The organism is Streptomyces sp. FXJ1.172, from assembly GCF_001636945.3.
GTDB lineage: Bacteria > Actinomycetota > Actinomycetes > Streptomycetales > Streptomycetaceae > Streptomyces.
Genome location: NZ_CP119133.2, coordinates 8223291 through 8247799, shown reverse-complemented (window position 1 = coordinate 8247799; position 24509 = coordinate 8223291). Strand labels below are relative to the sequence as shown.

Annotated in this window: 21 protein-coding genes; 7 read left to right on the top strand and 14 right to left on the bottom strand. The window is 71.5% G+C overall.

The window, feature by feature from the left end:
- Nucleotides 1–211: 211 nt before the first annotated feature.
- From A6P39_RS37235 to A6P39_RS45635, 3 genes are all read right to left on the bottom strand, one after another.
- Nucleotides 212–1354 (bottom strand): LLM class flavin-dependent oxidoreductase, encoded by a 1143-nt coding sequence (locus tag A6P39_RS37235; RefSeq protein ID WP_067051710.1) that lies wholly within the window; start codon nucleotides 1352–1354, stop codon nucleotides 212–214.
- A gap of 182 nt (nucleotides 1355–1536) precedes the next feature.
- Nucleotides 1537–2091: an NADPH-dependent FMN reductase gene (gene ssuE / locus A6P39_RS37230; RefSeq protein WP_067051712.1), complete on the bottom strand. Its 555-nt coding sequence runs from the start codon at nucleotides 2089–2091 to the stop codon at nucleotides 1537–1539.
- A 257-nt stretch (nucleotides 2092–2348) separates the two neighbouring features.
- Nucleotides 2349–2426, bottom strand: coding sequence for a putative leader peptide (locus tag A6P39_RS45635; RefSeq protein ID WP_351405193.1), 78 nt, complete (start codon nucleotides 2424–2426; stop codon nucleotides 2349–2351).
- 299 nt (nucleotides 2427–2725) lie between these two features.
- Here A6P39_RS45635 and A6P39_RS37225 point away from each other — a divergent pair, with 299 nt between their 5' ends.
- Entirely contained in the window at nucleotides 2726–3163 is a 438-nt protein-coding gene (locus tag A6P39_RS37225) for an SPW repeat protein (RefSeq protein ID WP_067051714.1), read from the top strand.
- Nucleotides 3164–3251: 88 nt separating this feature from the next.
- Here the strand turns inward: A6P39_RS37225 and A6P39_RS37220 are convergent, their stop codons facing one another.
- The 3 genes from A6P39_RS37220 to A6P39_RS37210 form a co-directional block, all read right to left on the bottom strand.
- Nucleotides 3252–4019 carry an ArsR/SmtB family transcription factor gene (locus A6P39_RS37220; RefSeq protein ID WP_067051715.1) on the bottom strand — a complete coding sequence of 256 codons (768 nt, stop codon included), beginning with the start codon at nucleotides 4017–4019 and terminating at the stop codon, nucleotides 3252–3254.
- 118 nt (nucleotides 4020–4137) lie between these two features.
- Nucleotides 4138–4650, bottom strand: a complete 513-nt coding sequence (locus A6P39_RS37215; protein ID WP_067051716.1) for a GNAT family N-acetyltransferase — start codon at nucleotides 4648–4650, stop codon at nucleotides 4138–4140.
- A 65-nt stretch (nucleotides 4651–4715) separates the two neighbouring features.
- Nucleotides 4716–6161 carry an APC family permease gene (locus A6P39_RS37210; protein WP_079133622.1) on the bottom strand — a complete coding sequence of 482 codons (1446 nt, stop codon included), beginning with the start codon at nucleotides 6159–6161 and terminating at the stop codon, nucleotides 4716–4718.
- Between the two features lie 133 nt (nucleotides 6162–6294).
- On the opposite strand from A6P39_RS37210, the gene A6P39_RS37205 reads away from it, so the two are divergent.
- Both A6P39_RS37205 and A6P39_RS37200 read left to right on the top strand, forming a co-directional pair.
- Nucleotides 6295–7479 (top strand): ROK family protein, encoded by a 1185-nt coding sequence (locus A6P39_RS37205; RefSeq protein WP_067051717.1) that lies wholly within the window; start codon nucleotides 6295–6297, stop codon nucleotides 7477–7479.
- A gap of 106 nt (nucleotides 7480–7585) precedes the next feature.
- Nucleotides 7586–10303: a glycoside hydrolase family 2 protein gene (locus tag A6P39_RS37200; protein ID WP_067051718.1), complete on the top strand. Its 2718-nt coding sequence runs from the start codon at nucleotides 7586–7588 to the stop codon at nucleotides 10301–10303.
- A 52-nt stretch (nucleotides 10304–10355) separates the two neighbouring features.
- Here A6P39_RS37200 and A6P39_RS37195 read toward each other — a convergent pair whose 3' ends face one another.
- The 5 genes from A6P39_RS37195 to A6P39_RS37175 form a co-directional block, all read right to left on the bottom strand.
- On the bottom strand, nucleotides 10356–11825 hold the full coding sequence (locus A6P39_RS37195) for a hydrolase (protein ID WP_067051719.1): 1470 nt from the start codon (nucleotides 11823–11825) through the stop codon (nucleotides 10356–10358).
- Between the two features lie 215 nt (nucleotides 11826–12040).
- Nucleotides 12041–12817: a GCN5 family acetyltransferase gene (locus A6P39_RS37190; protein WP_067051720.1), complete on the bottom strand. Its 777-nt coding sequence runs from the start codon at nucleotides 12815–12817 to the stop codon at nucleotides 12041–12043.
- 117 nt (nucleotides 12818–12934) lie between these two features.
- The gene (locus A6P39_RS37185; RefSeq protein ID WP_067051721.1) at nucleotides 12935–13789 is read right to left on the bottom strand and encodes a GNAT family N-acetyltransferase; all 855 of its coding nucleotides are present in this window, start codon (nucleotides 13787–13789) and stop codon (nucleotides 12935–12937) included.
- Complete coding sequence (locus A6P39_RS37180; protein WP_199840919.1) at nucleotides 13786–14313, bottom strand: hypothetical protein; 528 nt, start codon at nucleotides 14311–14313, stop codon at nucleotides 13786–13788. Before A6P39_RS37180 ends, A6P39_RS37185 begins: the two co-directional genes overlap by 4 nt.
- A 63-nt stretch (nucleotides 14314–14376) precedes the next feature.
- A complete protein-coding gene (locus A6P39_RS37175; RefSeq protein ID WP_067051723.1) occupies nucleotides 14377–15009 on the bottom strand; it encodes a chaplin in 633 nt (210 codons plus the stop codon).
- 306 nt (nucleotides 15010–15315) lie between these two features.
- On the opposite strand from A6P39_RS37175, the gene A6P39_RS37170 reads away from it, so the two are divergent.
- A complete protein-coding gene (locus A6P39_RS37170) occupies nucleotides 15316–16911 on the top strand; it encodes an alpha/beta hydrolase (RefSeq protein WP_067051725.1) in 1596 nt (531 codons plus the stop codon).
- Nucleotides 16912–16982: 71 nt separating this feature from the next.
- The gene (locus tag A6P39_RS37165) at nucleotides 16983–17183 is read left to right on the top strand and encodes a hypothetical protein (RefSeq protein ID WP_067051727.1); all 201 of its coding nucleotides are present in this window, start codon (nucleotides 16983–16985) and stop codon (nucleotides 17181–17183) included.
- On the opposite strand, the gene asnB is transcribed toward A6P39_RS37165, so the two are convergent.
- Together asnB and A6P39_RS37155 are read right to left on the bottom strand one after the other, a co-directional pair.
- On the bottom strand, nucleotides 17176–19017 hold the full coding sequence (gene asnB, locus A6P39_RS37160; protein WP_067051729.1) for an asparagine synthase (glutamine-hydrolyzing): 1842 nt from the start codon (nucleotides 19015–19017) through the stop codon (nucleotides 17176–17178). The two genes, A6P39_RS37165 and asnB, sit on opposite strands and share 8 nt — an antisense overlap.
- A gap of 279 nt (nucleotides 19018–19296) precedes the next feature.
- On the bottom strand, nucleotides 19297–20076 hold the full coding sequence (locus A6P39_RS37155; protein ID WP_067051731.1) for an alpha/beta fold hydrolase: 780 nt from the start codon (nucleotides 20074–20076) through the stop codon (nucleotides 19297–19299).
- Between the two features lie 157 nt (nucleotides 20077–20233).
- Here A6P39_RS37155 and A6P39_RS37150 point away from each other — a divergent pair, with 157 nt between their 5' ends.
- Together A6P39_RS37150 and A6P39_RS37145 are read left to right on the top strand one after the other, a co-directional pair.
- Nucleotides 20234–21328: a baeRF3 domain-containing protein gene (locus A6P39_RS37150; protein WP_067051732.1), complete on the top strand. Its 1095-nt coding sequence runs from the start codon at nucleotides 20234–20236 to the stop codon at nucleotides 21326–21328.
- Nucleotides 21329–21437: 109 nt separating this feature from the next.
- Nucleotides 21438–22472, top strand: a complete 1035-nt coding sequence (locus A6P39_RS37145) for a Gfo/Idh/MocA family protein (RefSeq protein WP_079133623.1) — start codon at nucleotides 21438–21440, stop codon at nucleotides 22470–22472.
- On the opposite strand, the gene A6P39_RS37140 is transcribed toward A6P39_RS37145, so the two are convergent.
- The gene (locus A6P39_RS37140; RefSeq protein ID WP_067051733.1) at nucleotides 22462–24486 is read right to left on the bottom strand and encodes a phosphocholine-specific phospholipase C; all 2025 of its coding nucleotides are present in this window, start codon (nucleotides 24484–24486) and stop codon (nucleotides 22462–22464) included. The two genes, A6P39_RS37145 and A6P39_RS37140, sit on opposite strands and share 11 nt — an antisense overlap.
- Nucleotides 24487–24509: the final 23 nt, after the last annotated feature.

The window sequence follows — 24509 nt, the reverse complement described above, 5'->3', positions numbered from 1 at the left end:
CACGTCGCCTCTCGGCCTCCTGTCACCTCGTGCACGCACTGCGGGCCCCGGATCGACGACACCCCGGCCCGCGTGCCAGCCGGGGCTGCGCGCCTCGGAGCCATGCGGCTCGCCGCCCTCACGGCCGCGCGCACGGTGTCGCTGGAGCTGGCGGGCCTGTGGCTGCCCGAGGAAGCTACTCAGGAACCGGCAGTCCGCCGGGGAGGGTCGGTCAGTTGGCGAACGGCACCTGCGGCGAGGCGCCGGACGTCGTGCCGTCGGGATGCCTCCACAGTCCCTGCGCGGCGAGCCGGGGCAGCACGCCCTCGCCGAACCAGTACGCCTCCTCCAGGTGCGGATAGCCGGAGAGGACGAACTCGTCGATGCCGAGGGCGTGGTACTCCTTGATCCGCTCGACCACCTCGTCATGACTGCCGACCAGGGCCGTGCCCGCGCCGCCGCGCACCAGGCCGATGCCGGCCCACAGGTTGGGATGGATCTCCAGGCCCTCCCGGCTGCCGCCGTGCAGGGCGAGCATGCGCTGCTGGCCCTCGGACTCGCTGCGCGCGAGCCCCGCCTGCACGGCCTCCACCGTCTCCCGGTCGAAGCCGTCGAGCAGCCGGTCCACCTCCGCCCAGGCCTCGGCGGAGGTGTCCCGGGTGATGACGTGCAGCCGGATGCCGAAGCGCAGGGTACGGCCGTGCTCCGCGGCCAGTTTGCGGATCCCGGCGATCTTCTCGGCGACCTGGGCGGGCGGCTCGCCCCAGGTGAGGTACACATCGGCGTACCGGGCCGCGACCTCGCCGGCGGCGGGCGAGGAACCGCCGAAGTACACCTCGGGCACCGGGTCGGGCACCCGGCTGAGCTTCGCGTCCTCCACCTGGAGGTGCTCCCCGTGCAGATCGACGCTCTTGCCCTCCCACAACTGCCGCACGATGTGCAGGAATTCACCGGTACGGCGGTAGCGGGCGTCCTTGTCGAGGAAGTCGCCGTAGGCCCGCTGCTCATGGCTCTCGCCGCCGGTGACGACGTTGAGCAGCAGCCGTCCGCCGCTCTGCCGCTGGAAGGTGGACGCCATCTGCGCGGCGAGCGTCGGGGAGACCGAGCCGGGCCGGAACGCGACCAGGAACTTCAGCCGCTCGGAGTTCTGGCTGACCATGGCGGTGGTCAGCCATGCGTCCTCGCACCAGGCCCCGGTCGGCGTGAGCGCGGCGGCGAAGCCGAGCTGCTCGGCGGCCCGGGCGATCTGGCTCAGGTAGGCGACCGTGGGCGGCCGGTCCCGGCCGGAGGCGGTGGCCGGGGTGCCGTGGCCACCGCCGACGACATGACGGCTGTCGCCGTTGGCGGGCAGGAACCAGTGGAAGGTGAGGGACACGTGGGTCTCCGTTCTCGAGTGTCCGTCAGTGCAGGCCCGACCGGAGCGGCCTGGGCCCGGTCGGCGGGTACCGGCCGAGGTGCCGGTTCGACCGGCGACGGGCCGGCAGCGAGGTGAAGGAGAACGTCGGCCGCCCTCCTGGTCGTCGACGGCCGGTCACCTGCGCACGGCGTCGGGGCCGCTCAGCTCGCGGCCGCCAGGACCGGGGTCCGGCCGAGGGCGGCCGAGAACTGGTCCACCACCTGACCGAGCGCCTCGGCGGTGGCGCGGGCGAGGGTCACCGAGCCGTCCTCGCCCACGGTGATGTCCTTGTCGAGGGTGAACCAGCCCTGAACTATGTGTGCGGCGCCCATGGAGTTGAGCACCGGGCGCAGCGCGTAGTCGATGGCGAGGACATGGGCGGTGGAGCCGCCGGTGGCGAGCGGCAGCACGGTCTTGCCGGTCAGGGCGTACTGCGGAAGCAGGTCGAGCAGCGCCTTGAGCACCCCGGAGTACGACGCCTTGTAGATCGGGGTGCCGATCAGGACGCCGTCGGCGCGGGCGAGCAGTGCGGCGACCCGGACGATGGCGGGGTGCCGTACGTCGGCACCGAGCAGGGCCTCGGCCGGCAGGGTACGGACGTCGAGCGGGATCACCTCGTGGCCCTGGGCGATGAGCCGCTGGTCCAGGTGGCGCAGCAGGCGGCCGGTGCGCGAGGTGGCGGAGGGGCTGCCGGAGACGGACAGGACGGTGGCCATGGGTGCCTCGTTTCTGGGGGTGCGCGATCGTGCCGACAGCCGGACGCGAGCCACGTGGGACTCCGACTCCGTTGCCCCATAGGAGAGTTGAGCGTCCCGGTGGGCGAACTGCGCGGGTGTTGCGGACATGCGGTGCCGCTGGCGCGGAATGCTTTCAGGCACGCCGAATTCAACAGCCGTGCAGGCACGGTGAATTCAGACGGAAAGGCGAGACGGCGAGAAGAAGCAGAAATCGCGGCGGACTCGCCAAAGGGCGGTCAGGCCGCGGCGCGACAGGAGGCGCTGGAAACGCGTGCGAGGTCGACATGGCGTCGCCGCGTGAGGTCCAGTCGCATCGTCATGCCGTTGATCGTGGCAGCCACCGGCGAGGGCCGTTCAAGGAAGCGCCGACCGGTCTCGTATCGCGGACCATTGAATTGCGTTTCGCGGTGCCCGGCCGGCCGGCGTTCCCCGTCGGTTCTCTGCGGGACCTCGATGCCGGGCCGCGCGAGCGCAGCGGACGGCCCCGGAGTGACCCAGGCCACATGCGGGCATCTACACATAAAGACGAAATAAGAGCAAACTGGACCCAAGCGGTGTACATATCACATCGCACCAGACACGGTCTGGCCTGCAAAGTCAAAGGAGACGAGTCATGGCCAACGTCTCGCACAGGGGTGACATGGCGACCCACCCCGATGTCTCCGAAATGCGGGCCCGCTACGCCCGCATGCTCGGCGGTCGTGATGTGGCGCTCGTGGACGGGCCGGTGTTCCTGCTCGGCCTGTACTGCGCGGCATCTCCGTGGATCGTGCATTACACGGCGAGCCAGCCCTCACTCATGACCCACAACCTGATCATGGGGATAGCGATAGGCCTGCTCGCCCTCGGCTTCACCAGGGCCCCCGAGCGGATGTACGGCCTCAGCTGGGCCATGTGCGCCCTGGGCATCTGGATGATCATCGCTCCCTGGATCGTGGGCAGCGGCCCCGACAAGGGCGTGATCATCAACAACGTCGTCATCGGCGCACTGGCGCTCGTCCTGGGACTGGTCTGCGCCGGCACGGCGGCGAAGAGCGCACCCACGCCGTAACGGGAGACGCGAGAAGGGGAGCAGACGAAAGCAGAGGGGAGCATGCGAGGCCGGTCCGCGTGGCGGACCGGCCTCTCCCGTGCCCGCTTCAGCCGCTCGGCACCAGCCACGGCTCCTGCGGCAGGACCCGGCCGGTCTCCAGCAGCGACTTGAGGTTGGACAGCACGGCCGGCCAGCCGGCGCCGACCTGCGAGCGCTCGCCCTCGTCATTGAGGTCCTCGTGGACGACGGTCAGCCGGACGATGTCCTCGTACGGCTGGATCTCGAAGGCGACCCGGGAGTGCCGGTCCTCCCGGTCCTCCTCGGCGGGCGCGGCCCAGGTGGTGACCAGCCGGGTCGGCGGCTCGCTCTCGACGACCCGGCCGACGACGTCCTCGACGCCGGAGCCGTCGGTGCGCACATGCGCCCAGCGCGAGCCGGGCCGCCAGTCGGACTCGTTGCGGTGGCCCCAGTAGGCGGCGGTCAGGTCGGCGTCGGTGAGCGCCTCCCAGACCTTCTCGGGCGTGCTCGCGATGTAGGTGACGTACACAAAGCTGGGCTTGCCGGTCATGGCTTCCTCGGCTCGTCGCTTCAGGGCGCCGAGCGCGCTCAGGCGCGGGCGCTCGAACTTGTCGATCCACCGCTCCTGGATCTCATGGAGCGGCACGGGGTTGAGGTAGTGCAGCTTTTCCCGCCCCCGCCGCACCGTGCTGATCAGGTTGGCGGCCTCCAGGACGGCCAGATGCTGGGTGACCGCCTGGCGCGTCATGGCGATGCGCTCGCACAGCTCACCCAGGGTCTGGCCGTTGTTCTCGTGGAGCCGGTCCAGCAGGCGCCTTCGCGTGTCGTCGGCCAGCGCCCTGAAGACCTTGTCCATCCCGGTGTCGTCCCCTGATCGCACACTCAACGTTATGCAGGCAATTTCTTGCATGTCAACCTCGCGCCCTGCGCACCAGCGCCGTCTCCATGGCGGCACAGGCCGACGATGTCCCCGCTCAGCCGGTCACGGCGAACGAGATCCACACGTCCGGGGGCAGCTCCGGCCGGTCCGGTACCGGCCGGAGCCGGCGTGTCCAGGCGTCCCCGGCCAGCTCCCGGGCGACGTGCGGCCAGAACCGTACGGCGGCCGGATTGGCGTCCTGGAAGGCGATCTCCCAGTTCCCGGGGTGCCGGCGCACCACTTCCCGTACGGCCCGCGTCCCGATCCCGAGGCGGCGCGCCCCGCGCACGACGAAGAAACTGTTGAGCACCCGCACCGGCGCGTACAGCGCGCGCACGAACGCGAAGCCGGCCGGCCGCCCGTCGCTGACGAACAGGTACGGCACCCAGTCCGGCCGGGTGAAGGCGGACTCGACCCGCTCATTGCGAAAGGTGCCGTCCGGGCCGGGCAGGGCGCCCTGGAACTCGGACAGGTCGTGGTGGAACATCAGCCACAGCCGCTCGACGGTGGGCCGGTCCTCAGGGATCGCGGGGCGGACGGTCAGGTCCGGTGGGAATGTGTCGGTCATAAACGAAAGCCTCCCCGGCGGACTTGGGGTCCGGCCCGGGGAGGCTCGCGAAGACTGCCGTAACTCTAGCTCACCTCAAGGGACTTGTCCTCCGACTTGCCCTCCTCGGCGATCTCCTTCGCGCCGAACGGCCACACCTTCTCCAGCCGGGCCCAGACCAGGAAGGCCACGCAGCCAAGGGCCAGCCAGGCCAGGGACCACTCGATGGGGTGGCGGCCCGGGGAGTTCTTGTCGGCGTATCCGTAGATCACGCACCAGCCGGCGAACGCGAGGATGCTCGGCAGCGGGTAGAGCCACATCCGGTACGGGCGGGGCAGGTCCGGCTGCCGTCTGCGCAGCACGGTCAACGCGACGATCTGGGCGAGCGCCTGGACGATCACCATGACCGTGGTGAGCAACTGAATCAGAGTCGCAAGGTCGGTGTGCCGGCCGATCAGGAAGCCGACCGCGGTGATCACGCCCATCGTCGCGAGACCCAGCATCGGGAAGCGGTGCCTCGGGTGCAGCTTCGCGTATGGGCGGAAGAAGACGCGGTCGCGGGCGGCGTCGTAGGGGACGCGGGAGCCGCCGAGCAGGCCGGTGAAGACGGAGGCGAACGCGGTGACGAGGATCAGCACGGTCACCGTGTCGGCGGCACCCTTGCCCCAGGTCTTCTCCAGCACCGCGGAGGCCACCGAGGTGGCGGCGATGTCGTGCGGATCGGTCATCCGGTGCCAGTCGATCACACCGAGGGTGCCGATCTGGAGCAGCAGGTAGATCGCCATGATGCCGAGGATGGAGAAGAGGATCGAGCGCGGGAGGTTACGGCCGGGGTCCTTGACCTCGGCGCCCATGTAGGCCGTGGTGTTGTAGCCGAGGTAGTCGTAGATCCCGATGGTCAGGCCCGCGGCGAAGCCGAGCCAGAAATGGTTGCTCGTCAGGTCGAAGGCGCCCGCCGGGTAGGTGAAGGCCAGGTGCGGGCTGAAGTCGGTGGCTGCGGCGGTGATCACCAGAAGCACCGAGGCGATCATCACGGTCCACATGACGGCGGTGATGCGGGCGATGTGCTCGATGCCGCGCCAGAGCAGGATGACGACCAGGGCGATGATGCCGAGCCCGATCGCATCGCCCGCCGTCTGCCCGAGACCGGGGGCGAGATAGCCCAGGTACTGCACGAAGCCGACCACACCCGTGGACATGATCAGCGGGATGAAGAGCATCGCGGTCCAGACGAACAGGAACGGCATCAGCCGGCCGGTGCGGTACGTGAAGGCCTGGCGCAGATAGAGGTAACTGCCGCCGGAACCGGGCATCGAGGCGCCCAGCTCCGCCCAGACCAGTCCGTCGCACAGCGCGAGGACCGCGCCCGCGACGAAGCCGATGACCGCCTGCGGGCCGCCGAACGCGGCGACCATCAGCGGGATCGTCACGAACGGGCCGATGCCGCACATCTGACTCATGTTGATCGCCGTGGCCTGGAACAGGCCGACACGGCGCAGGAAGCCGCCCGTGGGCGGCGGGCTACCGGACATGGGGACTCCTGACGCGACGGGCGCGCGGCCCGTCCGCCTGCGCACTCGCCCGGGCCGGGCTGACTGGGCGATAAAGTTAAGGAGCCTTACTAGCTGCGTCAAGTAGGCGTCAGAAATGCATGAGAATGGTGCGATGGCCGCGAGCGACGTCGTAGAGCAGCACGAACAGCCCTGGAGCCGCCGGCGCCTGCGCAGCACCAACGAGCGGTTGCTGCTGGACCGGCTGCGCGCCCAGGGCGCCGCCTCGCGCGCGCAACTGGCCCGCGAGACCGGGCTGTCGAAGCCGACGGTCTCCAGCGCGCTGGCCTCGCTGGCGGCGGCCGGACTGGTGCACGAGGTCGGCACCCACGCCCCGGAGCGCGGACGCACCGCCGTGCTCTACGCCCCCGACCCGGCGGCGGGGCACGCCCTGGGCGTGGACATCGGCCGCGGCTGGCTGCGTGTGGCGGTGGCCGACCTGGACGGCACGATGGTCGCCCGGGCCGACGTACGCAACCGGGCCCGCACCTCCGCCGCGCTGGCCGACCTGGTCGTGGGCACCGCCCGCCAGGTGATCGCCAATTCGGGCGTGGACCCGGCCGACGTGGTGCACGGGGTGGTCGGCACGCCCGGCGTCTACGACGAGAAGCAGCGGCGGGTGCGGTACGCGATGCATCTGCCGGGCTGGGGACGCGCGGGGCTCGTCGACCGGATGCGCGAGGAGCTGGCCGTGCCGCTGGAGGTGCACAACGACGCCAATCTCGCCGCGCTCGGCGAGTACGCGTACGGCGTGGGCACCGGCAGCCGGCTCTTCGCGTACATCCTGATCGGCACCGGCCTCGGCATGGGCGTGGTCAGCGAGGGACGGCTGTTCACCGGGGCGCACGGACTGGCCGGCGAGATCGGCTTCCTGCCCTGGCCGGGGCGGCAGAAGCCGGAGCGACTGGAGGACGCGGTGTCCGGAGTGGCCGTGGTGGAGGCCGCCCGGCAGTTCGGGATGAGCGGGCAGCTCACGGCGAAGGCCGTCTTCGACGCGGCCCGGCAGGGCAATCCGGCGGCCGTGCGGGCGGTGGAGCTGGAGGGCGAGCGGATCGCGCACACCGTGGCGGCGGCCGCCGCCGTGCTCGATCCGGATCTCGTGGTGCTCGGCGGCGGTGTCGGCCACAGCGTCGACCTGCTGCTCGGCCCGGTCCAGGAGCGGCTGCGCACCCTCACCCCGCTGCGCCCGCGCATAGCCCCGAGCCGGCTCGGCGAGGACGCGGTGCTGCTGGGCGCGGTGGCGACGGCGCTGGACACCGCCCGGGACCTGGTCTTCGCGCGCCGGGCGGGCGGCGCCTGACCCGCCGAAGTCCGCCCTCGGCCACGCTCATTGACATGGCCGGTGCGGCGCCCTAGCGTGAGCCAGGTTAGTAAAGTTTCCTAACTTTACGAGCCTGGAGACCGCCGTGTTCCCTCGCCCCGCCCCCGCGGCACGCCGGTACGCCGTCACCGCCCTGGTCCTCGCTCTGCTCGGCTCGCTCACCAGCGGTGCCTGGGCCGGCGCCCCGCACCGGGCGTCGTCGGGCCCCGTCACGCGCGTGCCCTCCGCCGCGGGCGCCGGCACCCCGCTCGCCGGATACGCCATCCAGTCCTCGGCGAAGGTGACCGACTCCGCCGCCGCCCTGTCCTCGCCCGGCTATCCGGCGACGGGCTGGTACCCGGCGGGCCCCCGCTCCACGGTGCTGGCCGCGTTGCTCGCCGACGGCGTCTACGCCGATCCGTTCTTCTCGGTCGACCAGCAGAAGATCCCGAAGGCCGACTTCCAGGTCCCCTGGTGGTACCGCTCCGACTTCGGCGTCCAGGACACCGCCCGGCGCACTTACCTCGACTTCAGCGGAGTCGTCTCGGCGGCCGACGTATATGTCAACGGCCACCAGGTCGCGAGTGCCAAGGATGTGGCCGGCACCTACACCCACCACGAGCTGGACGTCACCTCACTGGTGAGGCCCGGCACCAACACGGTGGCCTTCCGGATCCAGCCCAACGACCCGGACAGGGACCTGACCACGGGCTGGATCGACTGGCTCCAGCCGCCGCCCGACCGGAACATGGGGATCGTCCGCGACGTCCTGGTCCGCAGGGGCGGCCCGGTGGCACTGCGCGACGCACACGTGGTGACCGAACTGGCCGTGCCGTCCCTCGCCACCGCCGGCCTCACGGTCAGGGCGCAGGCGCGCAACGACACCGGCGCTCCGGTCACGGCCGAGATCACCGGCACCATCGGCACGACGACCTTCACCCGGCAGGTCCCGCTCGCCGCGCACGAGACGAAGACCGTCTCCTTCTCCCCCGCCGACACCCCCGGCCTGCACCTGACCGCCCCGAAGGTGTGGTGGCCGGCCGGAATGGGCGGACAGCCGCTGTACGGTCTCGACCTGAGGGCGTCCGTCGCCGGTACGACGTCGGACACCGCGCACGAGAGCTTCGGCATCCGCGACGTCCAGGCCCCCTTGAACGCCGCCGGCGCCCGGCAGTACCGGATCAACGGCCGCCCGCTGCTGGTCAGGGGCGGCGGCTGGTCGCCCGACGAGTTCCTGCGCTGGGACAGCCGCTATGTCGAGGACCGGCTGAAGTACGCCGTCGACCTCGGCCTGAACACGATCCGCCTGGAAGGGCATCTGGAGCCGGACGAGTTCTTCGGCCTGGCCGACCGCTACGGCGTGCTCACCCTCCCGGGCTGGGAGTGCTGCGACAAGTGGGAGGGCAACGTCAACGGCGACGGCGAGCCCGGGGAGCCGTGGACCGACGCCGACTATCCGGTGGCGAAGGCGTCCATGGCCGCCGAGGCCACCCGGCTGCGCGACCACCCCAGCGTGCTCTCCTTCCTGATCGGCAGCGACTTCGCGCCCGACGCGAAGATCGAGAAGACCTATCTGGACGCCCTGCGGGCCGCCGACTGGCCGGACCCGGTGGTCTCCGCCGCCTCGGACAACTCCTCGCCGCAGCTTGGAAGTTCGGGCATGAAGATGACCGGGCCGTACGACTGGGTGCCGCCCGGCTACTGGTACGCCAAGCGCGAGGGCGGGGCCACCGGCTTCAACTCCGAGACCAGCGCGGGCCCGAGCATCCCCACCCTGGACACCCTGCGCCGCATGCTGACCCCGGCCGAACTCGACACCCTCTGGAAGGACCCGGGCGTCAAGCAGTACCACCGCTCCCCCTCCCCCGTCTTCGGCACACTGACGATCTACGACAACGCCCTGTCCGGCCGCTACGGCGCCCCCACCAGCCTCGCCGACTACGTCCGCAAGGCCCAGCTGGCCCAGTACGAGAACGTCCGCGCCCAGTTCGAGGCGTACGCGCGCAACGCCACGGACGCAGCCGGGCCGTCGACCGGGGTGATCCACTGGATGTTCAACAGCGGCTGGACGTCCCTGCACTGGCAGTTGACGGACCGCTACCTGGACCAGGGCGGTGCCTACTTCGGTGCGAAGAAGGCGAACGAGCCGCTGCACATCCAGTACGGCTACGACGACCGCTCGGTCTCCGTCGTGAACCGCCGGCACGACGCGGCACACGGACTCACCGCCCGGGCCACGCTGTTCGACCCCGACGGCACACAGAGGTACGACAAGAAGGTGAGCGCGGTGTCGGTGAACGGGGACGGCGCCCACACCACCGCGCTCACGCTGCCGGCCTCGGTGAGCGGACCGTCGGCGACCCATCTGCTCCGCCTGGACCTGACGGACGCGGCCGGCAAGGAGGTGAGCCGCAACGTGTACTGGCTCTCCACCCGCCCCGACACCCTCGACTGGTCCGGCACCACCTGGTACTACACGCCGACGACGAGCTACGCCGACCTCAGCGGGCTCGCCTCGATGGCCTCGGTGCCGGTGTCGGCGACGGCGGCCACGGAGTCGTCGGACGGTACGTCGACGACCACCGTCACCCTGCGCAACACCGGGACCGGGACGACCCCGGCCCTCCTGACCGACGTCCATCTCGTGGACGCCCACGGCACACCGGTGCTGCCGGTGCGCTGGTCGGACGACGAGGTGAGCCTTTGGCCCGGCGAGTCGGTGACGCTGACGGCCACGTACCGCACGGCCGGCCTGCACGGTTCGGCACCGGGCGTGCGGGTCACGGGCTGGAACACGCCGGAGTGGACGGTTCCGGCGGCCTGACGCAGGTGGGGGTGGGCCCGGCCGGCCCACCCCGTTCAGCTGTGCAGCCTGCTCAGGCGACGTTGAGCGCGGTGTCGTCCACGACGAACGACGTCTGGTACTTGGAGCCCTCGGTGCCGGTGAACTTCAGGGTGACGGTCTGCCCGGCGTAGCTGCTGAGGTCGAAGCTGCGCTGGGTGTACCCGGATGCCGCGTTGAGGTTCGAGTACGTGGCCAGGGTGCCGAGGACCGTGCCGGAGCTGTTCAGGACCTGGACCTTCAGGGTGTCGTAGGCCGTGCTGGTCGTGGTCTCGGCCGTGTCGATGTGCAGGTAGAAGCTGAGCGTGGCCGTCGAGCAGCCGGACGGGACGGTCACCGACTGCGAGAGGGTGTCGGTCGTGGCGGTGCCGTTGCCATCGAGCCAGGCGTAGTAAGAGCCCGAACGAGCCGACTCACCACTGGAGTTGGTGATGACATTGCTGGTGGCGCTCCACGTGGAGTTGCCGGACTCGAAGCCCGGGTTGCCGAGCAGCTGGGCGGCCGTGCAGGTGCCGGTGCCGGTGCCGCCGCCCCCTCCGCCTCCGCCCCCGCCGCTGCTGGTGCCCGAACCGGCGAGCCACGCAGTGGCGTTGAGCGCGAGGGCCGCGTTGGTGGCGCTGGAGTCGTTCCAGCCGTCGTACAGGGTGTTGCCGGACTGGCCGGTGCCGTCGTCGATCGGGGAGCTGTCGCCCCAGAAGGCGACCCGGCCGCTGCCGTAGGTGCTGGTCAGGAAGAAGGCTCCGGTGTTGCCGGAGTATCCGGTGCGGTAGAGCAGGCCCTTGACCGACGAGTTGTCGGCGGGCTTGAGCGTGGCGGTGGTGCCGTTGGCGATGAGGCTCTTGGTGACGGTGCCGAAGGAGCCGTGCAGCACCGGGTCGGTGCTGTCGCTGATCGCCGCCGGGTGGTCGGAGGCGATGTTCAGCGAGTCGATCGAGAAGCCGAACGGGTCGGTGGAGTCGACGCTGTTGTTCGTCATGAGGTCGTTGAGGATCTGGACCGCGTCGTAGCCGTCGTTGTTGCGGTCGGCTCCGGTGTGGTCGGAGATCATGAACAGCCCGCCGCCGTTCTTCACGAAGTTCATGATCGCCGTCTTCTCGGCGCTCGTGAACAGCGTGTTGGGCTCCGGCAGGACCAGCGTGTCGAAGTTCGACAGGTCGAGCGCGGACGAGCCGCCGTAGCTCAGGCTGGATCCGGAGGGCAGCGTCTTCAGGCTGTAGCCGCCGGTCTTCTGGAGCGCCACGCCCCAGGAGGACAGGGCGCCGGTCCAGTCGGTCTCGGCGGACGGGGAGGAGTTCTCACCGAGCGGGTCGGGCTGGCTGGTGGAGATGATCCAGTCGGCGTTGCCGGCCGTCTCGGCGTGGGCGTTGTCGAACAGCACGCGATGCGCGGTCGCCGCGTGGGCGGGGGTGCTGGCGCCGACCTGGACGGCGGCTCCGGTGAGGAGCAGCCCGAATCCGGCCAGGGCGGTGGTGAGTCTGCGGCGGGATCTCCTGGATCCAAGCATCCGGCGAACCTCCATGAAGGGTGGGGAGCGGCGGTGTGTGGGGCCGCCAAGTCTGCGCGCGTAGAGCCGGGTTGAGGGTTCTACACGCGTGGACTGATTGAAAGGTACATGGCATGAAGGACCGGTGAACAGAAAGTCCCGGCAATGAACCGGCGCTCCCCGCGGGGAAAGAGGGCGCCTCTCTCGGCGGGGCCGCGGTCGGGGCGCCTGCGCGGTCACCCCCCGTACAGATACGGCGTGGTGGTACTCAGTGCGTGGAAGCCGAGGCGCTCGAGGATCGGGCGGCTCATCGGCGAGGCGTCGACCTGGAGGTAGCGGTAGCCGAGGGCGGCGGCGAGCCGGGCGCGGTGGGCCACCAGGACGCGGTAGATGCCCCGGCCGCGCCAGGCCTCGACGGTGCCGCCGCCCCACAGCCCGGCGAACGGGGTGCCGGGCACCAGCTCCATGCGCGCGGCGCTGACCGGTTCGCTGCCGGCGAGCGCGACCACGGCGACGACCGCGCCGGGGTCGGCGGCCAGCCGGGCGAGCAGCTGGTGCCGCAGCCGGGTGCCGTCGGTGCCGAAGGCCTTCTCGTGCACGTCCACGACGAGGTCGACGCCGGCCTCGTCGGCGGCCTGCACGAGGCGGATGCCCATGGGCGGTTCGGCGTCCAGGGCGAGCCGGCCGACCTCGCCGACGAGCAGCGTCTCCTCGGGCTCGGCCCGGAATCCGGCGGCGGCGAGCCGGGCGCCCAGGTCCAGCGGGCGGTCGTGGCCGTAGAGCTTCCACTCGAAGTCCCGGCCGAGGGCGCTGAACCGGTCGATCTGATCCTGGATCGCCCGGTCGGCACCGGCCGCGTCCAGATCGCTCCAGAGCACGCCGTTCCAGCCCTGGGCGTCCGCCACCTGGCGCACCACCCCGCCGACGCGTTCGATCCGGGCACCGGGGCCGTCCGGCCGGGCGCGTTCGCGCATGTCCCGGTCGTAGCGGGCAAGCACTGCTGTGTGGTCCATGCGTCCAGCTGAGCAGGTCCGCTCCGGCCGATCAACGGGATTACGGCTGGTCGCGCTTCGGCCGGCCAGGTCCGGGAGCTGCACCGGCGTCGCTCACGGCCGTGGCTCCTTCACGGATCAGCCGAGTTCGAGGGTGGTGACACCGAACACACGGTGCTGGGCGTGCGGGCGGACCGGCCCGGTGTACATCCGGGCGGTCTCGAACACGGCCTGGAATCCCGCCGCTTCGGCGAGGGCGATGCCGGCCGCGTTGGGCTCGGGCACGTCGATGGCGACCTCACGTCCGGCGGCCTCGGCCGTGAGGGCGGCGAACAGCGCCCGGGCGTCCTCGGCGGTGTCGGCGAACAGGGGACCGATGCGCAGGCTGTCGCGGCCGGGACGGAGCACGCCGTAGCCGGTGAGGCGTGTGCCGTCGTGGCGGACGAAGGCCCGGTGGCCGGGGCCGGTGAGCCACTGGGCGAGGAAGCGCGGACGGTCGGCCGGGTAGCAGGCGCTGTCATGGGCGGTGATCGCGGCGAGGTCGGCGGGGCCGGCCGGGCGGACCCCGGCGGACGGCTCGCCCACCAGGGCGGTACCGGTGAACCGGATCGTGCGGTAAGCGAGTTCGAACCCGGACTGGCGGTAGTTGTCCTGCTGGGCGACGACTCCGTCCAGGCCGACGGTGCGCTCCCCGGCGTGGGCCAGGGCGGTCTTCCAGGTGGTGAGGCCGTGGCCGTGGCCGCGCAGGTCGGGGCGGACGAGGTAGCAGCCCAGGAAGGCGTAGTCCGGGCCGTAGTTCACGACCGAGATGGCCGACACCGGCTCCCCGTCGATCCGGCCGAGGAAGAATCCGGCGGGATCCTGCGCGAAGAACGCGGGCCCGTCGGACACACCGGGATTCCAGCCCTCCGCCGCCGCCCACCCGGCGATCACCGGCCAGTCGTCGAGGGTGGCCTGGGTGACGACGAGGTCGTGGGGGGCCGCAGGGGTCATCGATGCGCTCCATTTCCGTCGGGACCGGACTGCCGTGCCGCATCCTTCCGGATCGACTCGGGCCGCGCCACGGGAAGATCAGCCGTTGCTGCACCGCGCACCGCACGCAGCAGCGCGGGCGCCGTCGCGACGACGAACAGACCGAAGAGACTGATCGGCAGCAGCCCCACCGGCCGCAGCAGCCGGCTGGGATCGGCCGCCACCCAGGACCGGTTGACGTACCAGTTGGCGAGAACGTCCAGCGTCATCACCGCGCACGCCAGCCGGATGCCCGAGGGCCGTGCCCGCAGGGTCAGCACGGCGGCCAGCGGATCGAGGACGACCAGGGCGACGAAGAACACCTGCAACGGCGGCGGGCCGAAGGCGGCGTAGACGTGCGGTCCGCCGCGGGCCAGGTCCAGCGCGTGGGCGCAGGCCCCCTCCAGGAATCCGGCGGCGTACAGCACCAGGGCACAGCGCATCCGGCGCGGCAGTACCCGCCATCGCCCGCGTAGGCCGTCCGTCACCGGGACAACGTACTTCACGCGCGTGCGGCCCCACCGGGCGGGCGACCGGTGGGGCTTGCGCGGTGGGGGTGGGGGTGGGGGTCAGCGGGAGCGGGCCGGGCGGAAGCGGCGGTAGAGGACCGCGCCGCCGAGGAGCAGCGCGGCACTCGCGGCGGCCGCGGGGATGGTCGCGTCCATTCCGGTGTGGGCCAGGGTGGACGCCGCCGGCTGCGGGGCGAGGGGGATCGGGCTGTGCCTCACGGGCGCCGGGTGGCGGGGGGCCGGGGTGCGCGGAGGCTCGGGGCTGCGGGGGCCGCCGTTGACCGAGGTGTTGCCGTGGGCCGGGTTGCCGATCCCGACCAGGTCGACGCTGTTGCCGCTGATGTTCACCGGCAGGTCGACCGGGAGCTGGACGCCGTTGCCGGAGAGCACCCCGGGCGAGTCCTGCGCGCCGCCGTGAGCGGTGGCGCCGCCGGAGGTGGCCGAGTGGCGCTTAGCGCCACCGTCCGTGTTCGCGCAGCGGTTGCCCGCCGCGGGGTTGAGCAGCCCCACCACGTTCACGGTGTTGCCGCACACGTTCACCGGCAGCTGCACCGGGAGCTGGATGCCGTTGCCGGAGATCAGCCCGGGCGAGCCGGCCTCGGAGCCGTCGGCGGTGGCTCCGTCGGCCGCGAAGGCGGCGGACACCGGCAGCGCCATGGCCATCGCTCCGGAGGCTGCGGCGACGGCGATCACACCGTTTCGGGTAGCCCGTCTCATAGGTTCCCTGCCTTCCAGACATCATCGCGGGCACTCACCCGCACCACGTAAAACGCGGGTGAACCATCCGAGTTATGGCTTATCGGCCTTTCACCCCGTCGAGCGACAGTGTTATCGAACCGCGCGTAAAGCCACTCAATGATCAACAACAGGGAACAAAAGCCGCGGATCATAAGGCACCCGACGCGGTCCCGCTCGTCCGGAGGCGGGCGCTCCGGGGCCCGCTTATGGTGATCCGAGGGTGCCGTCCCCGGTCCGCGAGAGGCGCCCGGGAGGCGATCGATGCTGGCCAAGCTGTCCACACGGCCCGCCGTGCGGCGCTGCGCGGGTACCGGAGTCCTCGCCCTGGCGCTGCTCGGCGCCGGGCTGCCCGCCGCCCCCGGTGACCGGCCGCAGCCGGATCTGTCCCGGTTCTACCGGCAAAAGCCGGCCTGGACGGCCTGCAAGGGCCCGGAGATGCCGAAGGACCTGCAGTGCGCCAAGGTCACCGTGCCGCTCGACTACGCCCGGCCCCGCGCCGGCACCCTCGACATAGCTCTGGCCCGCTACCGGGCGACGGGCAAGTCGCAGGGCTCGGTGGTGCTGAACTTCGGCGGTCCTGGCGGTCAGGGCGTCGATGAACTCGCCACCGGCGGGCGGCAGTTCATGGACCTCACCAACGGCTACGACGTGGTCACCTTCGACCCGCGCGGCGTCGGCCGCTCCTCCCCCGTCAGCTGCGGTGACGGCGCCGACGAGGCATCGGACACGACGGACGACGCCGCCGTCCTCGACCATCCGCAGGCGCTGCTCGGGCAGTTGAAGAAGGCCGTCGGCCAGTGCGTGCGCTACTCCGGCCCGGTGCTGTCCCACATCGGCACCGTGAACGCCTCCCGCGACCTGGACGTCATCCGCCAGGCCCTCGGCGACGGGAAGCTCAACTACCTCGGCTTCTCCTACGGAACCCGGCTCGGCGCGGTGTACGCGGCGCAGTTCCCGCACAAGGTCGGCCGGTTCGCCCTCGACGGCGTGGACACCCTGACCGAGCCGCTGTCCGAGCAGGGGGTGGCAGGGGCCGAGGGGCAGCAGACCGCGCTGGACGATTTCCTGGACTGGTGTACGGCGGACATCGCGTGTCCGTTCGGCCAGGACCGGCGTGCCGCCGGGGACCAGGTCGTCCGGCTGGTGCACTCGCTCGACGCGAACCCGGTCCCCACCGACCTCGGCGGCAAGTTCTCCGGGCAGGACCTGGTGGGCGCCCTCGTACAGGCCCTCTACAGCAAGGAGTTGTGGCCCTCGCTGGAGCGGGCGCTGGCCTCGCTGGTCCAGGACGGCGACACCCGCGGCGTGCTGAACTTCGCCTCGGGCGGCTCCGCCCTGCCCGTCCGCTCGGGCGACGGCACGGTCGATCCGCAGAACATCCCGACGGACAATCTCCAGGCCGCGCTGATGGCGGTCAACTGCGCGGACGACCCCGACCGGCCCGACGCCGCCCGGCTCGCCAGGGACGTCAAGGACCTGCTGGCCACGTACGAGCAGGCTTCCCCGGTCTTCGGCCGCTACCGGCTCACCGAGCTGCTGATGTGCTACGGCCGCCCCAAGGGCACCGACTTCATCCGTGACCGGGTCAAGAACGTCGACACCGCGAAGATGCTGCTGGTGGGCACACGTGGCGACCCGGCGACGCCGTACCGGTGGACGGTGGAGACGGCCGCGCGGCTGGGGCCGTCGGCCGTGGTGCTCGACAACAAGGGGGACGGGCACACCGGGTACACCTCCTCCGCCTGTGTGCACCGGACGGTCGACGACTTCCTGCTGTACGGCTCCCTGCCGCCGAGCGGCAGCTCCTGCCCGGCGGACGGGCGGGACTGGAGCGCCACATCCGGCTCCGACGACTGATGACCACCGGGGACAGGAGCGGCGCGACCGGGTATCAGGATCGGATCGACAGGGAGACCCCTTGAGCTTCCGTGCCCGGCGAGCCGGCCGTGGTGCGGGTGAGCGTCAGCGACCGCGGCGCCCGCGCGTGCGGCGTGGACCGGGTGACCGCCGTGACCTTCGGCGGCCCGGACGGGTCCGCGCTGCCGGTGCCGGCGGACGGCACCGGCGGCTACCGGCTCGCGGCGGACCGGACCGCGCAAGTCGACGTGCGGGCCATCGGCCTCAGCTGAGCACGACCTCCGGCGCGTAGATGTCCAGCCACTTGGCGAGGTCCAGGGTGCGCTCCAGACCGCGCCGCTCCACCTGGGTGCTGACCGGAGTCTCGCGCTGCGCGGCCTGCCGGACCAGGTCCCGGTCGACCAGGTCGAAGACGCGGTGGGAGGGCTGCGAGAGCAGCTCCTTGACCTGCTCCTGGAGGGCTACGGCGTACAGCGGGTCCTGGGTGGACGGGTAGGGGCTCTTCACCCGCTCGTACACCGAGCGCGGCAGGACGTCCGCGGCCGCCTCCCGCAGCAGGCTCTTCTCCCGGCTGTCGAAGGACTTCAGGGCCCAGGGCGCGTTGTAGACGTACTCGACCAGCCGGTGGTCGCAGAACGGCACCCGGACCTCCAGGCCCACGGCCATGCTCGCCCGGTCCTTGCGGTCGAGCAGGACCCGGACGAAACGGGTGAGGTGCAGATGGCTGATCTGCCGCATCCGGTACTCGAAGTCGCTCTCGCCGTCCAGCCGGTCGATCTCGGCGATCGCGCCGCGGTAGCCGTCGGCGACATAGCTGTCCAGGTCGAGGGACTTGGCCAGGTCCGGGCGCAGTACGTCGGCGTCGTCGCCGAAGTGCCGGCCGAAGCGCACCAGCCAGGGGAAGGTGTCGGCGCGGCGCGCCTCCTCGTCGAAGAACTGCAGGTAGCCGCCGAAGACCTCGTCGGCGGACTCGCCGGACAGGGCCACGGTGGACTTCTCGCGGATGGCACGGAAGAGCAGCAGCAGCGAGGAGTCCATGTCGCCGAACCCGGCCGGCAGGTCGCGGGCGCGGATGACCTGCTCGCGCACGGCGGGGTCGGCGAGGGACTGCACGTCGAGCACGATGTCCTGGTGGTCGGTCTGCGCCAGCTTGGCCACGTCGTGCACGAAGGGGGCGTCGGGGGTGCCGCGCAGTTCGTCGGCGACGAAGTTGTCGGTCTGGCCGACGAAGTCGACGGCGAAACTGCGTACCTGCTCGCCCTGTGAAGCGAGTTGCCGGGCGGCGATCGCGGTCATCGCGGAGGAGTCGAGGCCGCCGGAGAGCAGGGTGCAGCGCGGCACGTCGGCGACCAGCTGACGGCGCACGATGTCGTCGAGGAGGGAGCGCACGGTGGCGATGGTGGTGTCACGGTCGTCGGTGTGCGCGAGGGTCCGCAGCCGCCAGTAGACACGCGTGCGGAGTCCGGAGCGGTCGACGGTGACGACGGTGCCGGGTTCCACCTCGCGCATGCCGTCCCAGACCGCGTGCCCGGGCGTCTTGATCATGACGAACAGCTCGCGCAGGCCGTCCAGCGTGACCCGGCCGCGGGCCAGCGGATTGGCGAGGATGGCCTTGGGCTCGGAGCCGAACAGGACGCCGTCGGGGGTGGGGTAGTAGTAGAACGGCTTGATGCCCATGCGGTCGCGGATCATCACGAGCTTGTCGTGGCGGCCGTCCCAGACGGCGAACGCGTACATGCCGTTGAGGCGTTCGGCGACCGCGTCGCCCCATTCGAGGTAGCCGTGCAGCACGACCTCGGTGTCGGAGTCGGTGGTGAACCGGTGGCCGCGGCCTTCGAGTTCGCGGCGCAGTTCGGTGAAGTTGTACGCCTCCCCGGAGTAGACCATGGCGATGGTTCCCCCGGGAGTCGACAGGGACATCGGCTGACGGCCGCCGGGAAGGTCGATGATCGCGAGACGGCGGTGCCCGAGGGCGGCCGGGCCCTCGGTCCAGGTGCCGCGGTCGTCCGGGCCCCGGCAGGCCATCGTCTCGGTCATCGCATGCAATGTGGTGGCCTCCGCGGCCAGGTCACGGTCGAAGGAGACCCATCCGGTGATGCCGCACATGCACTACCTCCTGCCTCCGGTTCGCGGCCTGTTCCCGGGCTCACGTGTGACTTCCACGGTGCGCCGGGCTCCAGTCGGCAAACCAGTTGTATCGAGCATCTATATCTCGAGCCTCCGTCAGTTGCCCGAGGCAGTCAACGCGGCCGTAACGCGTACGACACGCACGCCCCCATGATCCGGCCATGTTTTGCTCGCGCGAAATCCAGCGAAGCCCTTGCTGCCGGGCCGGCGCCGCAACGGACCGGCCACAAGCAAAAACTTCGCCAAGCGCCCTATCGGTCAGAGTTTTTCAGCCAGGAACCGGTCCAGCACGTCGGTCAGCTCGGCCGGCTTCTCCAGGGGCAGCTCATGACCTGCGTCGAGGATGCGGACGACCGCGTCCGGACAGGCCTTGGCCAGCCGCAGCACCTGCCGCACCGGCAGCTGGACGTCGTGGTAGCCGTGCACGATCAGGGTGGGCATGCGGATCTCACCGGCCCGGTCGAGGACGTCGAAGGCCCGCATGGCGCCGTACAGCGTCATGACGACCTCGCGCGGGACGGCGGCCGAGGCCCGGATGTGTGCCCGGATCTGCTCGCGCGGGTAGCCGGGCGCGAAGGCGCGCTGGATGTTCGCCGCGACGAACAGCCTGAACGGCACCCGGGTGGATGCGGCCATGAGCAGCGCCCGCCCCCGGCTGTACGCCATCCGGGCGACGGTGCCGACCAGCACCAGCCGCTCCACGCGCTCGGGGCGGGACAGGGCGATGGTCTGCGCGATCATCCCGCCCATGGAGTGGCCGGCCAGCACGCACCGCTCGACCTCGAGGTGATCGAGCAGGGCGAGGACGTCGTCCGCCAGTTCCGCCACGGTGCGCACCCCGGCCCCCGTGCTCTGCCCGTGGCCGCGCAGGTCCAGCCGGATCACCCGGCGCCCGGCGCGGAAGTGCGCCGCCTGGTGGTCCCAGCGGTGCCGGTCCGCGGTCCAGCCGTGCACGAACACCAGCGGTGCCCCGGGGGCGTCACGGGGACCCTCGTCGTCGTACGTCAGAGCCGCTCCGGCGACGTCGAGCTGCGGCATGGGGGCCTCCTGGAGTTTGCGGCACAGTCTGGTTACTGGCGGGTACGGTAACCGGCCGCGGGGCGCCTCGTCACCGGCTCCCACCGGGAGCTGCCGCGCGCGCCGGGCCCGGCCCACCCCGAATGCCATACGGGTGAATCGGCCCTATCGTGCTGTCATGGAGCACGCACTGAGTCCCGCGACCCTGGCCGAACTGCGGCGCCCGCGTCCCTACCCGGCGGTGTCCGTGCTGACCCCGACACACCGCCGCGAACCCGACAACGGGCAGGACCCCGTCCGGCTGCGCAATGTCGTCACCGAGGCACGCAAGCGCCTGGAGGCCGACCCGTCCGTCACGCGTGAGCGGCGCAACGACGTCGTGGCCCAGCTCGACCGGGCGCTCGCGGAGGTGGACCTGGCACACGCCGAGGACGGTCTGGTGATCTTCGCCGCCCCGGGCGAGCACCAGGTCTGGTCCCTGGCCCGCACCGTCCCCGAGCGTGTGGTCCTCTCGGACACCTTCCTCACCCGCAACCTGGTCGCCGCACAGGCGGCCGAACGGCCCTTCTGGGTGCTGTCGGTCTCCGCGGACCGCGTCACCCTGTGGAGCGGCGGCGAGGGGCACGTCGTGGCCGACGAGTCCGGCGGCTTCCCGCTGGAGCGCCCGCAGCCGAACTTCGACCCCGAGCGTCAGGAGCAGATCGGCGACACGCCGAGCGCCTACCGCGACGAGGGCACACGGCGGTTCCTGCGCGAGGCGGACACCGCCATGGCCGCGCTCCTGCGCGAGCAGCCACGGCCGCTGTACGTCACCGGTGAACAGGCGGCGCTGTCCCTGCTGGACGAGGTCGGCAGCGTGGCCGGAGCCGCCGTCCAGGTCCCGCACGGCGGCCTCGCACACGCCGGCCCGGAGGCCGTGTGGCAGGCGCTGCGGCCGGTGCTGGAGGCCGAGGCCCGCAGGGACACCACGTCCGTGCTCCGGGAGCTGACCTCGGCACGCGGCCACCGGACCTACGCGGCCGGCCTGGACGAGCTGTGGCAGAGCGCCCGCGACGGCCGGGTGCGGCTGCTGGCCGTCGAGGAGAACTTCCGGGCGACCGCCAACGACCTCGGCGACCATCTGCTGCCGGCCGAACCCGGCGACCTGGAGTCCCGCGAGGACATCGTGGACGAGATCGTGGAGCAGTGCCTGGAGACCGGCGCCGACGTCCGCTTCGTGCCCGACGGCGCCCTGGGCGACGCCGACGGCATCGCCGGGGTCCTGCGGTACTGAACCCTCCTTCCCGGCCGATGCCCGGGCCGCCGCCCCGGACTGCTCCCCCGGCAGCGCTCCCTGCCCGGCGTACGCTACGGCGTGATCGTCGGCGTAAGGGAGCGCGCGCATGGGTGACCTGCTGGGTGTGGCCGTACTGGGTGCGGGACACATGGGAGCCGATCACATACGACGCCTCGAACTCGTGGTGAGCGGAGCCAGGGTGGCCGCCGTGGCCGATCCCGACATCGAGCGGGCGAAGGAGTCGGTGGCCGCACTCACCGGGGTGAGCGTGCACACGGACCCGGAGGCCGCGCTCGACGCACCCGGCGTCGAAGCCGTGCTGATCGCCTCCCCCGGCCCGGCCCACGAGGAGGTGCTGCTCGCCGCCTTCACCCGGGGACTGCCGGTGCTGTGCGAGAAGCCCATGGTGCCGGACGCCGGCGGCGCGCTGCGGGTCGTGGAGGCCGAGGCGCGGCTGGGCCGCCGGCTGGCGCAGATCGGCTTCATGCGCCGCTACGACGCCGAGTACCGGCGGCTGAAGACCCTGCTGGACGCGGGAGGCCTTGGCCGGCCGCTGATGCTGCACTGCACGCACCGCAACGTCTCCTCCCCCGACCACTTCACCAGCGCCATGCTGGTCAACAGCTCGGTCTCGCACGAGATCGACGCGGCCCGCTGGCTGCTCGGGCAGGAGCTGACGGCGGTGACCGTGCTGCGGCCCACGCCCTCCTCGGGCGCCCCGGCCGGCCTGCTCGACCCGCAGTTCGTGCTGTTCGAGACCGAGCGGGGCGCACTGGTCGACGTGGAGGTCTTCGTGAACTGCGGTTTCGGCTACCAGGTGCGCTGCGAGGCGGTGTGCGAGAGGGGCAGCGCCCGGATCGGCGACGAGCACACCATGGTGGTCACCAGCGGCGGCGGCGCCCGCGAGGAGGTGGCGCAGGACTACCTCGTGCGTTTCGCCGCCGCCTACGACCGCGAGGTGCAGAGCTGGGTCGACGCCACCCGGCGCGGCGAGGTCACCGGCCCGAGCGTCTGGGACGGCTACGCGGCCTCCGTCGTCGCCGAGGCGGGGGTCCGGGCGCTGGAGACCGGCGGCCGGGTGGCCGTCGAACTCGCCGCGCGCCCGGACCTGTACGACCCCCGCGCCGGGGTCAGCCGCTGACGCTGGCCGCGCCCGTCTCCAGGTGCCCGGTGAACCGGCGCGACCAGGTCGCGTCCGAGTCGACGGTCACCGTGAAGTCGTACCAGCCGTTCTGGTACGCGACGGCGTTGAAGTAGTCCTCGGCCGAGGCGCCCGCGGCGACGGTGTAGGTCCACGGACCGTCGCCCCGGTAGTGGTTCGAGGTGATCGTGAACGTCACCGGCGAGGAGCCCGAGTTGGTCATCCTGAAGTAGATCGCCAGCTTGCCCGTGCCCGGCTCGACCGCGTAACGGGTGCTCACCTCCGCCGACTTGCCCGCCTTGGTCGCGTCGCCCTGGAAGCGGCGCAGGAAGCGGTTGGGGCCGATCATGCTCAGGTCGTACTTGCCGCCGCCGAAGCCCGTGCCGATGTTGAAGAAGTCCGAGGCGGTGCCGCCCGGGGCGACCGTGTACTGGAACGGCGTGGTGTCGCGGTAGGCGTTCGGGTGGATGGAGAAGTGGGCCGCGCGCAAGGCCTGGGCGCCCTGGTTGGTCATGGTGAACCAGGCGAGGATCTTGCCGGCCGCGTCGAACTCCAGGTGGTCCAGGGCGCCGCCCGGCTGGTACGGCAGCGCGCGGGCGGGCCGGGTGCCGGACTCCTGGGCGGGCAGGGCGTTGTCCGTCGGCACCGGATTGGGCAGTGGGCCGCAGGTGTTGATGCCGATGACGCCGGTCGCGGGCAGGGAGACCGCGCCGTACACCGGGTTGGCGAAGTCGAAGACCCCGGTCAGGTCGCCGCTCACCGCGCGCCGCCAGTCGCTGATGTTGGCGCACTTGACGGGTGTGCCGAGGGCGGCCGTCCAGGTCTCCAGGAAGCGCAGCACCGAGGTGTGCTCGAAGACCTCGGACGACACCCAACCGCCGCGCGTCCAGGGCGAGATGACGAGCATCGGGACGCGGAAGCCAAAGCCGAACGGCACCCCGTTGAGGAACTCCCCGGCCGTGCCGGCGGGCGGCGACGGGGGCGGGACGTGGTCGAAGTACCCGTCGTTCTCGTCGTAGTTGAGGAACAGGACGGTCGAGTCGAAGACGTCCTGGTCGGCGGCGAGGGCCTGGTAGACGAGGTTGACGAAGTGCGCGCCGTCGCCGGGCGGGGCGTAGGGGTGCTCGGAGAAGGCTTGGTTGGGCACGATCCAGGAGACCTGCGGGAGGGTGCCCGCGAGGACGTCCGCCTTGAGGGCGGCGGCGATGTCGTCCGGGGTCGAGCCGGTCACGCTCGGCACCGAGGACATGCCCCGGTCGTGGAGCGGGTCACCGGCCCTGGCGTTCGCGAAGTTCTTGAAGTAGGCGCAGCCGTTGTCCCCGTAGTTGTCGGCCGCGTTCTGGTAGACCTTCCAGGACATCCCGGCGGCCTGGAGCGCCTCGGCGTAGGTCTGCCAGGTCAGCCCCGACTCGTCGCCCCCGTCGGAGCTGGAGGAGTCGACCTTGCCGCTCCACAGGTAGGTGCGGTTGGGGCCGGTGGCGCTGAGCGTGGAGCAGAAGTAGGCGTCGCAGATGGTGTAGTTGTCCGCGAGCGCGTAGTGGAAGGGGATGTCGGAGCGGTCCAGATAGCCGAGCGAGCGGACGTTGCCGACGCCCGCGACCCAGTTGTCCATCCGGCCCTTGTTCCAGGCGGAGTGCTGCGAGGACCAGGAGTGGGGCAGGTCGCCGTTGCACTGGGCCAGCGTCTCGCCGTCCGTGCCGCCGGCGGAGGGGGTCGCGCTGAGCTTCCACGGGTACTGGCGGCCCAGCCCGTTCGGCTGGTTGAAGACCGGGTAGCCGCCGCCGAGGGTGATACCGCTGCGGTCGTCGAAGCCGCGCACACCCTTCAGACGGCCGAAGTAGTGGTCGAAGCTGCGGTTCTCCTGCATGAGGATCACCACGTGCTTCACGTCCTTGATCGTGCCGGTCGCCGTGGCGGCCGCGGCCGCCGTACGGGTGGTGCCGGCGCCCAGAGCCACACCGGCCGCGACCGATGCGCCCAGTCCCACGAAGCCTCTTCGGCTGATCGGTGTCATTCGCCCCGTCCTCGTCACTGGAG

Bases quoted from the DNA above. Each gene is read 5' to 3' on its own strand.
- ssuE (WP_067051712.1), bottom strand. From the start codon at position 2,091: ATGGCCACCGTCCTGTCCGTCTCCGGCAGCCCCTCCGCCACCTCGCGC.
- A6P39_RS45635 (WP_351405193.1), bottom strand. From the start codon at position 2,426: ATGCGACTGGACCTCACGCGGCGACGCCATGTCGACCTCGCACGCGTT.
- A6P39_RS37225 (WP_067051714.1), top strand. From the start codon at position 2,726: ATGGCCAACGTCTCGCACAGGGGTGACATGGCGACCCACCCCGATGTC.
- A6P39_RS37220 (WP_067051715.1), bottom strand. From the start codon at position 4,019: ATGGACAAGGTCTTCAGGGCGCTGGCCGACGACACGCGAAGGCGCCTG.
- A6P39_RS37215 (WP_067051716.1), bottom strand. From the start codon at position 4,650: ATGACCGACACATTCCCACCGGACCTGACCGTCCGCCCCGCGATCCCT.
- A6P39_RS37210 (WP_079133622.1), bottom strand. From the start codon at position 6,161: ATGTCCGGTAGCCCGCCGCCCACGGGCGGCTTCCTGCGCCGTGTCGGC.
- A6P39_RS37205 (WP_067051717.1), top strand. From the start codon at position 6,295: ATGGCCGCGAGCGACGTCGTAGAGCAGCACGAACAGCCCTGGAGCCGC.
- A6P39_RS37195 (WP_067051719.1), bottom strand. From the start codon at position 11,825: ATGCTTGGATCCAGGAGATCCCGCCGCAGACTCACCACCGCCCTGGCC.
- A6P39_RS37190 (WP_067051720.1), bottom strand. From the start codon at position 12,817: ATGGACCACACAGCAGTGCTTGCCCGCTACGACCGGGACATGCGCGAA.
- A6P39_RS37185 (WP_067051721.1), bottom strand. From the start codon at position 13,789: ATGACCCCTGCGGCCCCCCACGACCTCGTCGTCACCCAGGCCACCCTC.
- A6P39_RS37170 (WP_067051725.1), top strand. From the start codon at position 15,316: ATGCTGGCCAAGCTGTCCACACGGCCCGCCGTGCGGCGCTGCGCGGGT.
- asnB (WP_067051729.1), bottom strand. From the start codon at position 19,017: ATGTGCGGCATCACCGGATGGGTCTCCTTCGACCGTGACCTGGCCGCG.
- A6P39_RS37155 (WP_067051731.1), bottom strand. From the start codon at position 20,076: ATGCCGCAGCTCGACGTCGCCGGAGCGGCTCTGACGTACGACGACGAG.
- A6P39_RS37150 (WP_067051732.1), top strand. From the start codon at position 20,234: ATGGAGCACGCACTGAGTCCCGCGACCCTGGCCGAACTGCGGCGCCCG.
- A6P39_RS37145 (WP_079133623.1), top strand. From the start codon at position 21,438: ATGGGTGACCTGCTGGGTGTGGCCGTACTGGGTGCGGGACACATGGGA.
- A6P39_RS37140 (WP_067051733.1), bottom strand. From the start codon at position 24,486: ATGACACCGATCAGCCGAAGAGGCTTCGTGGGACTGGGCGCATCGGTC.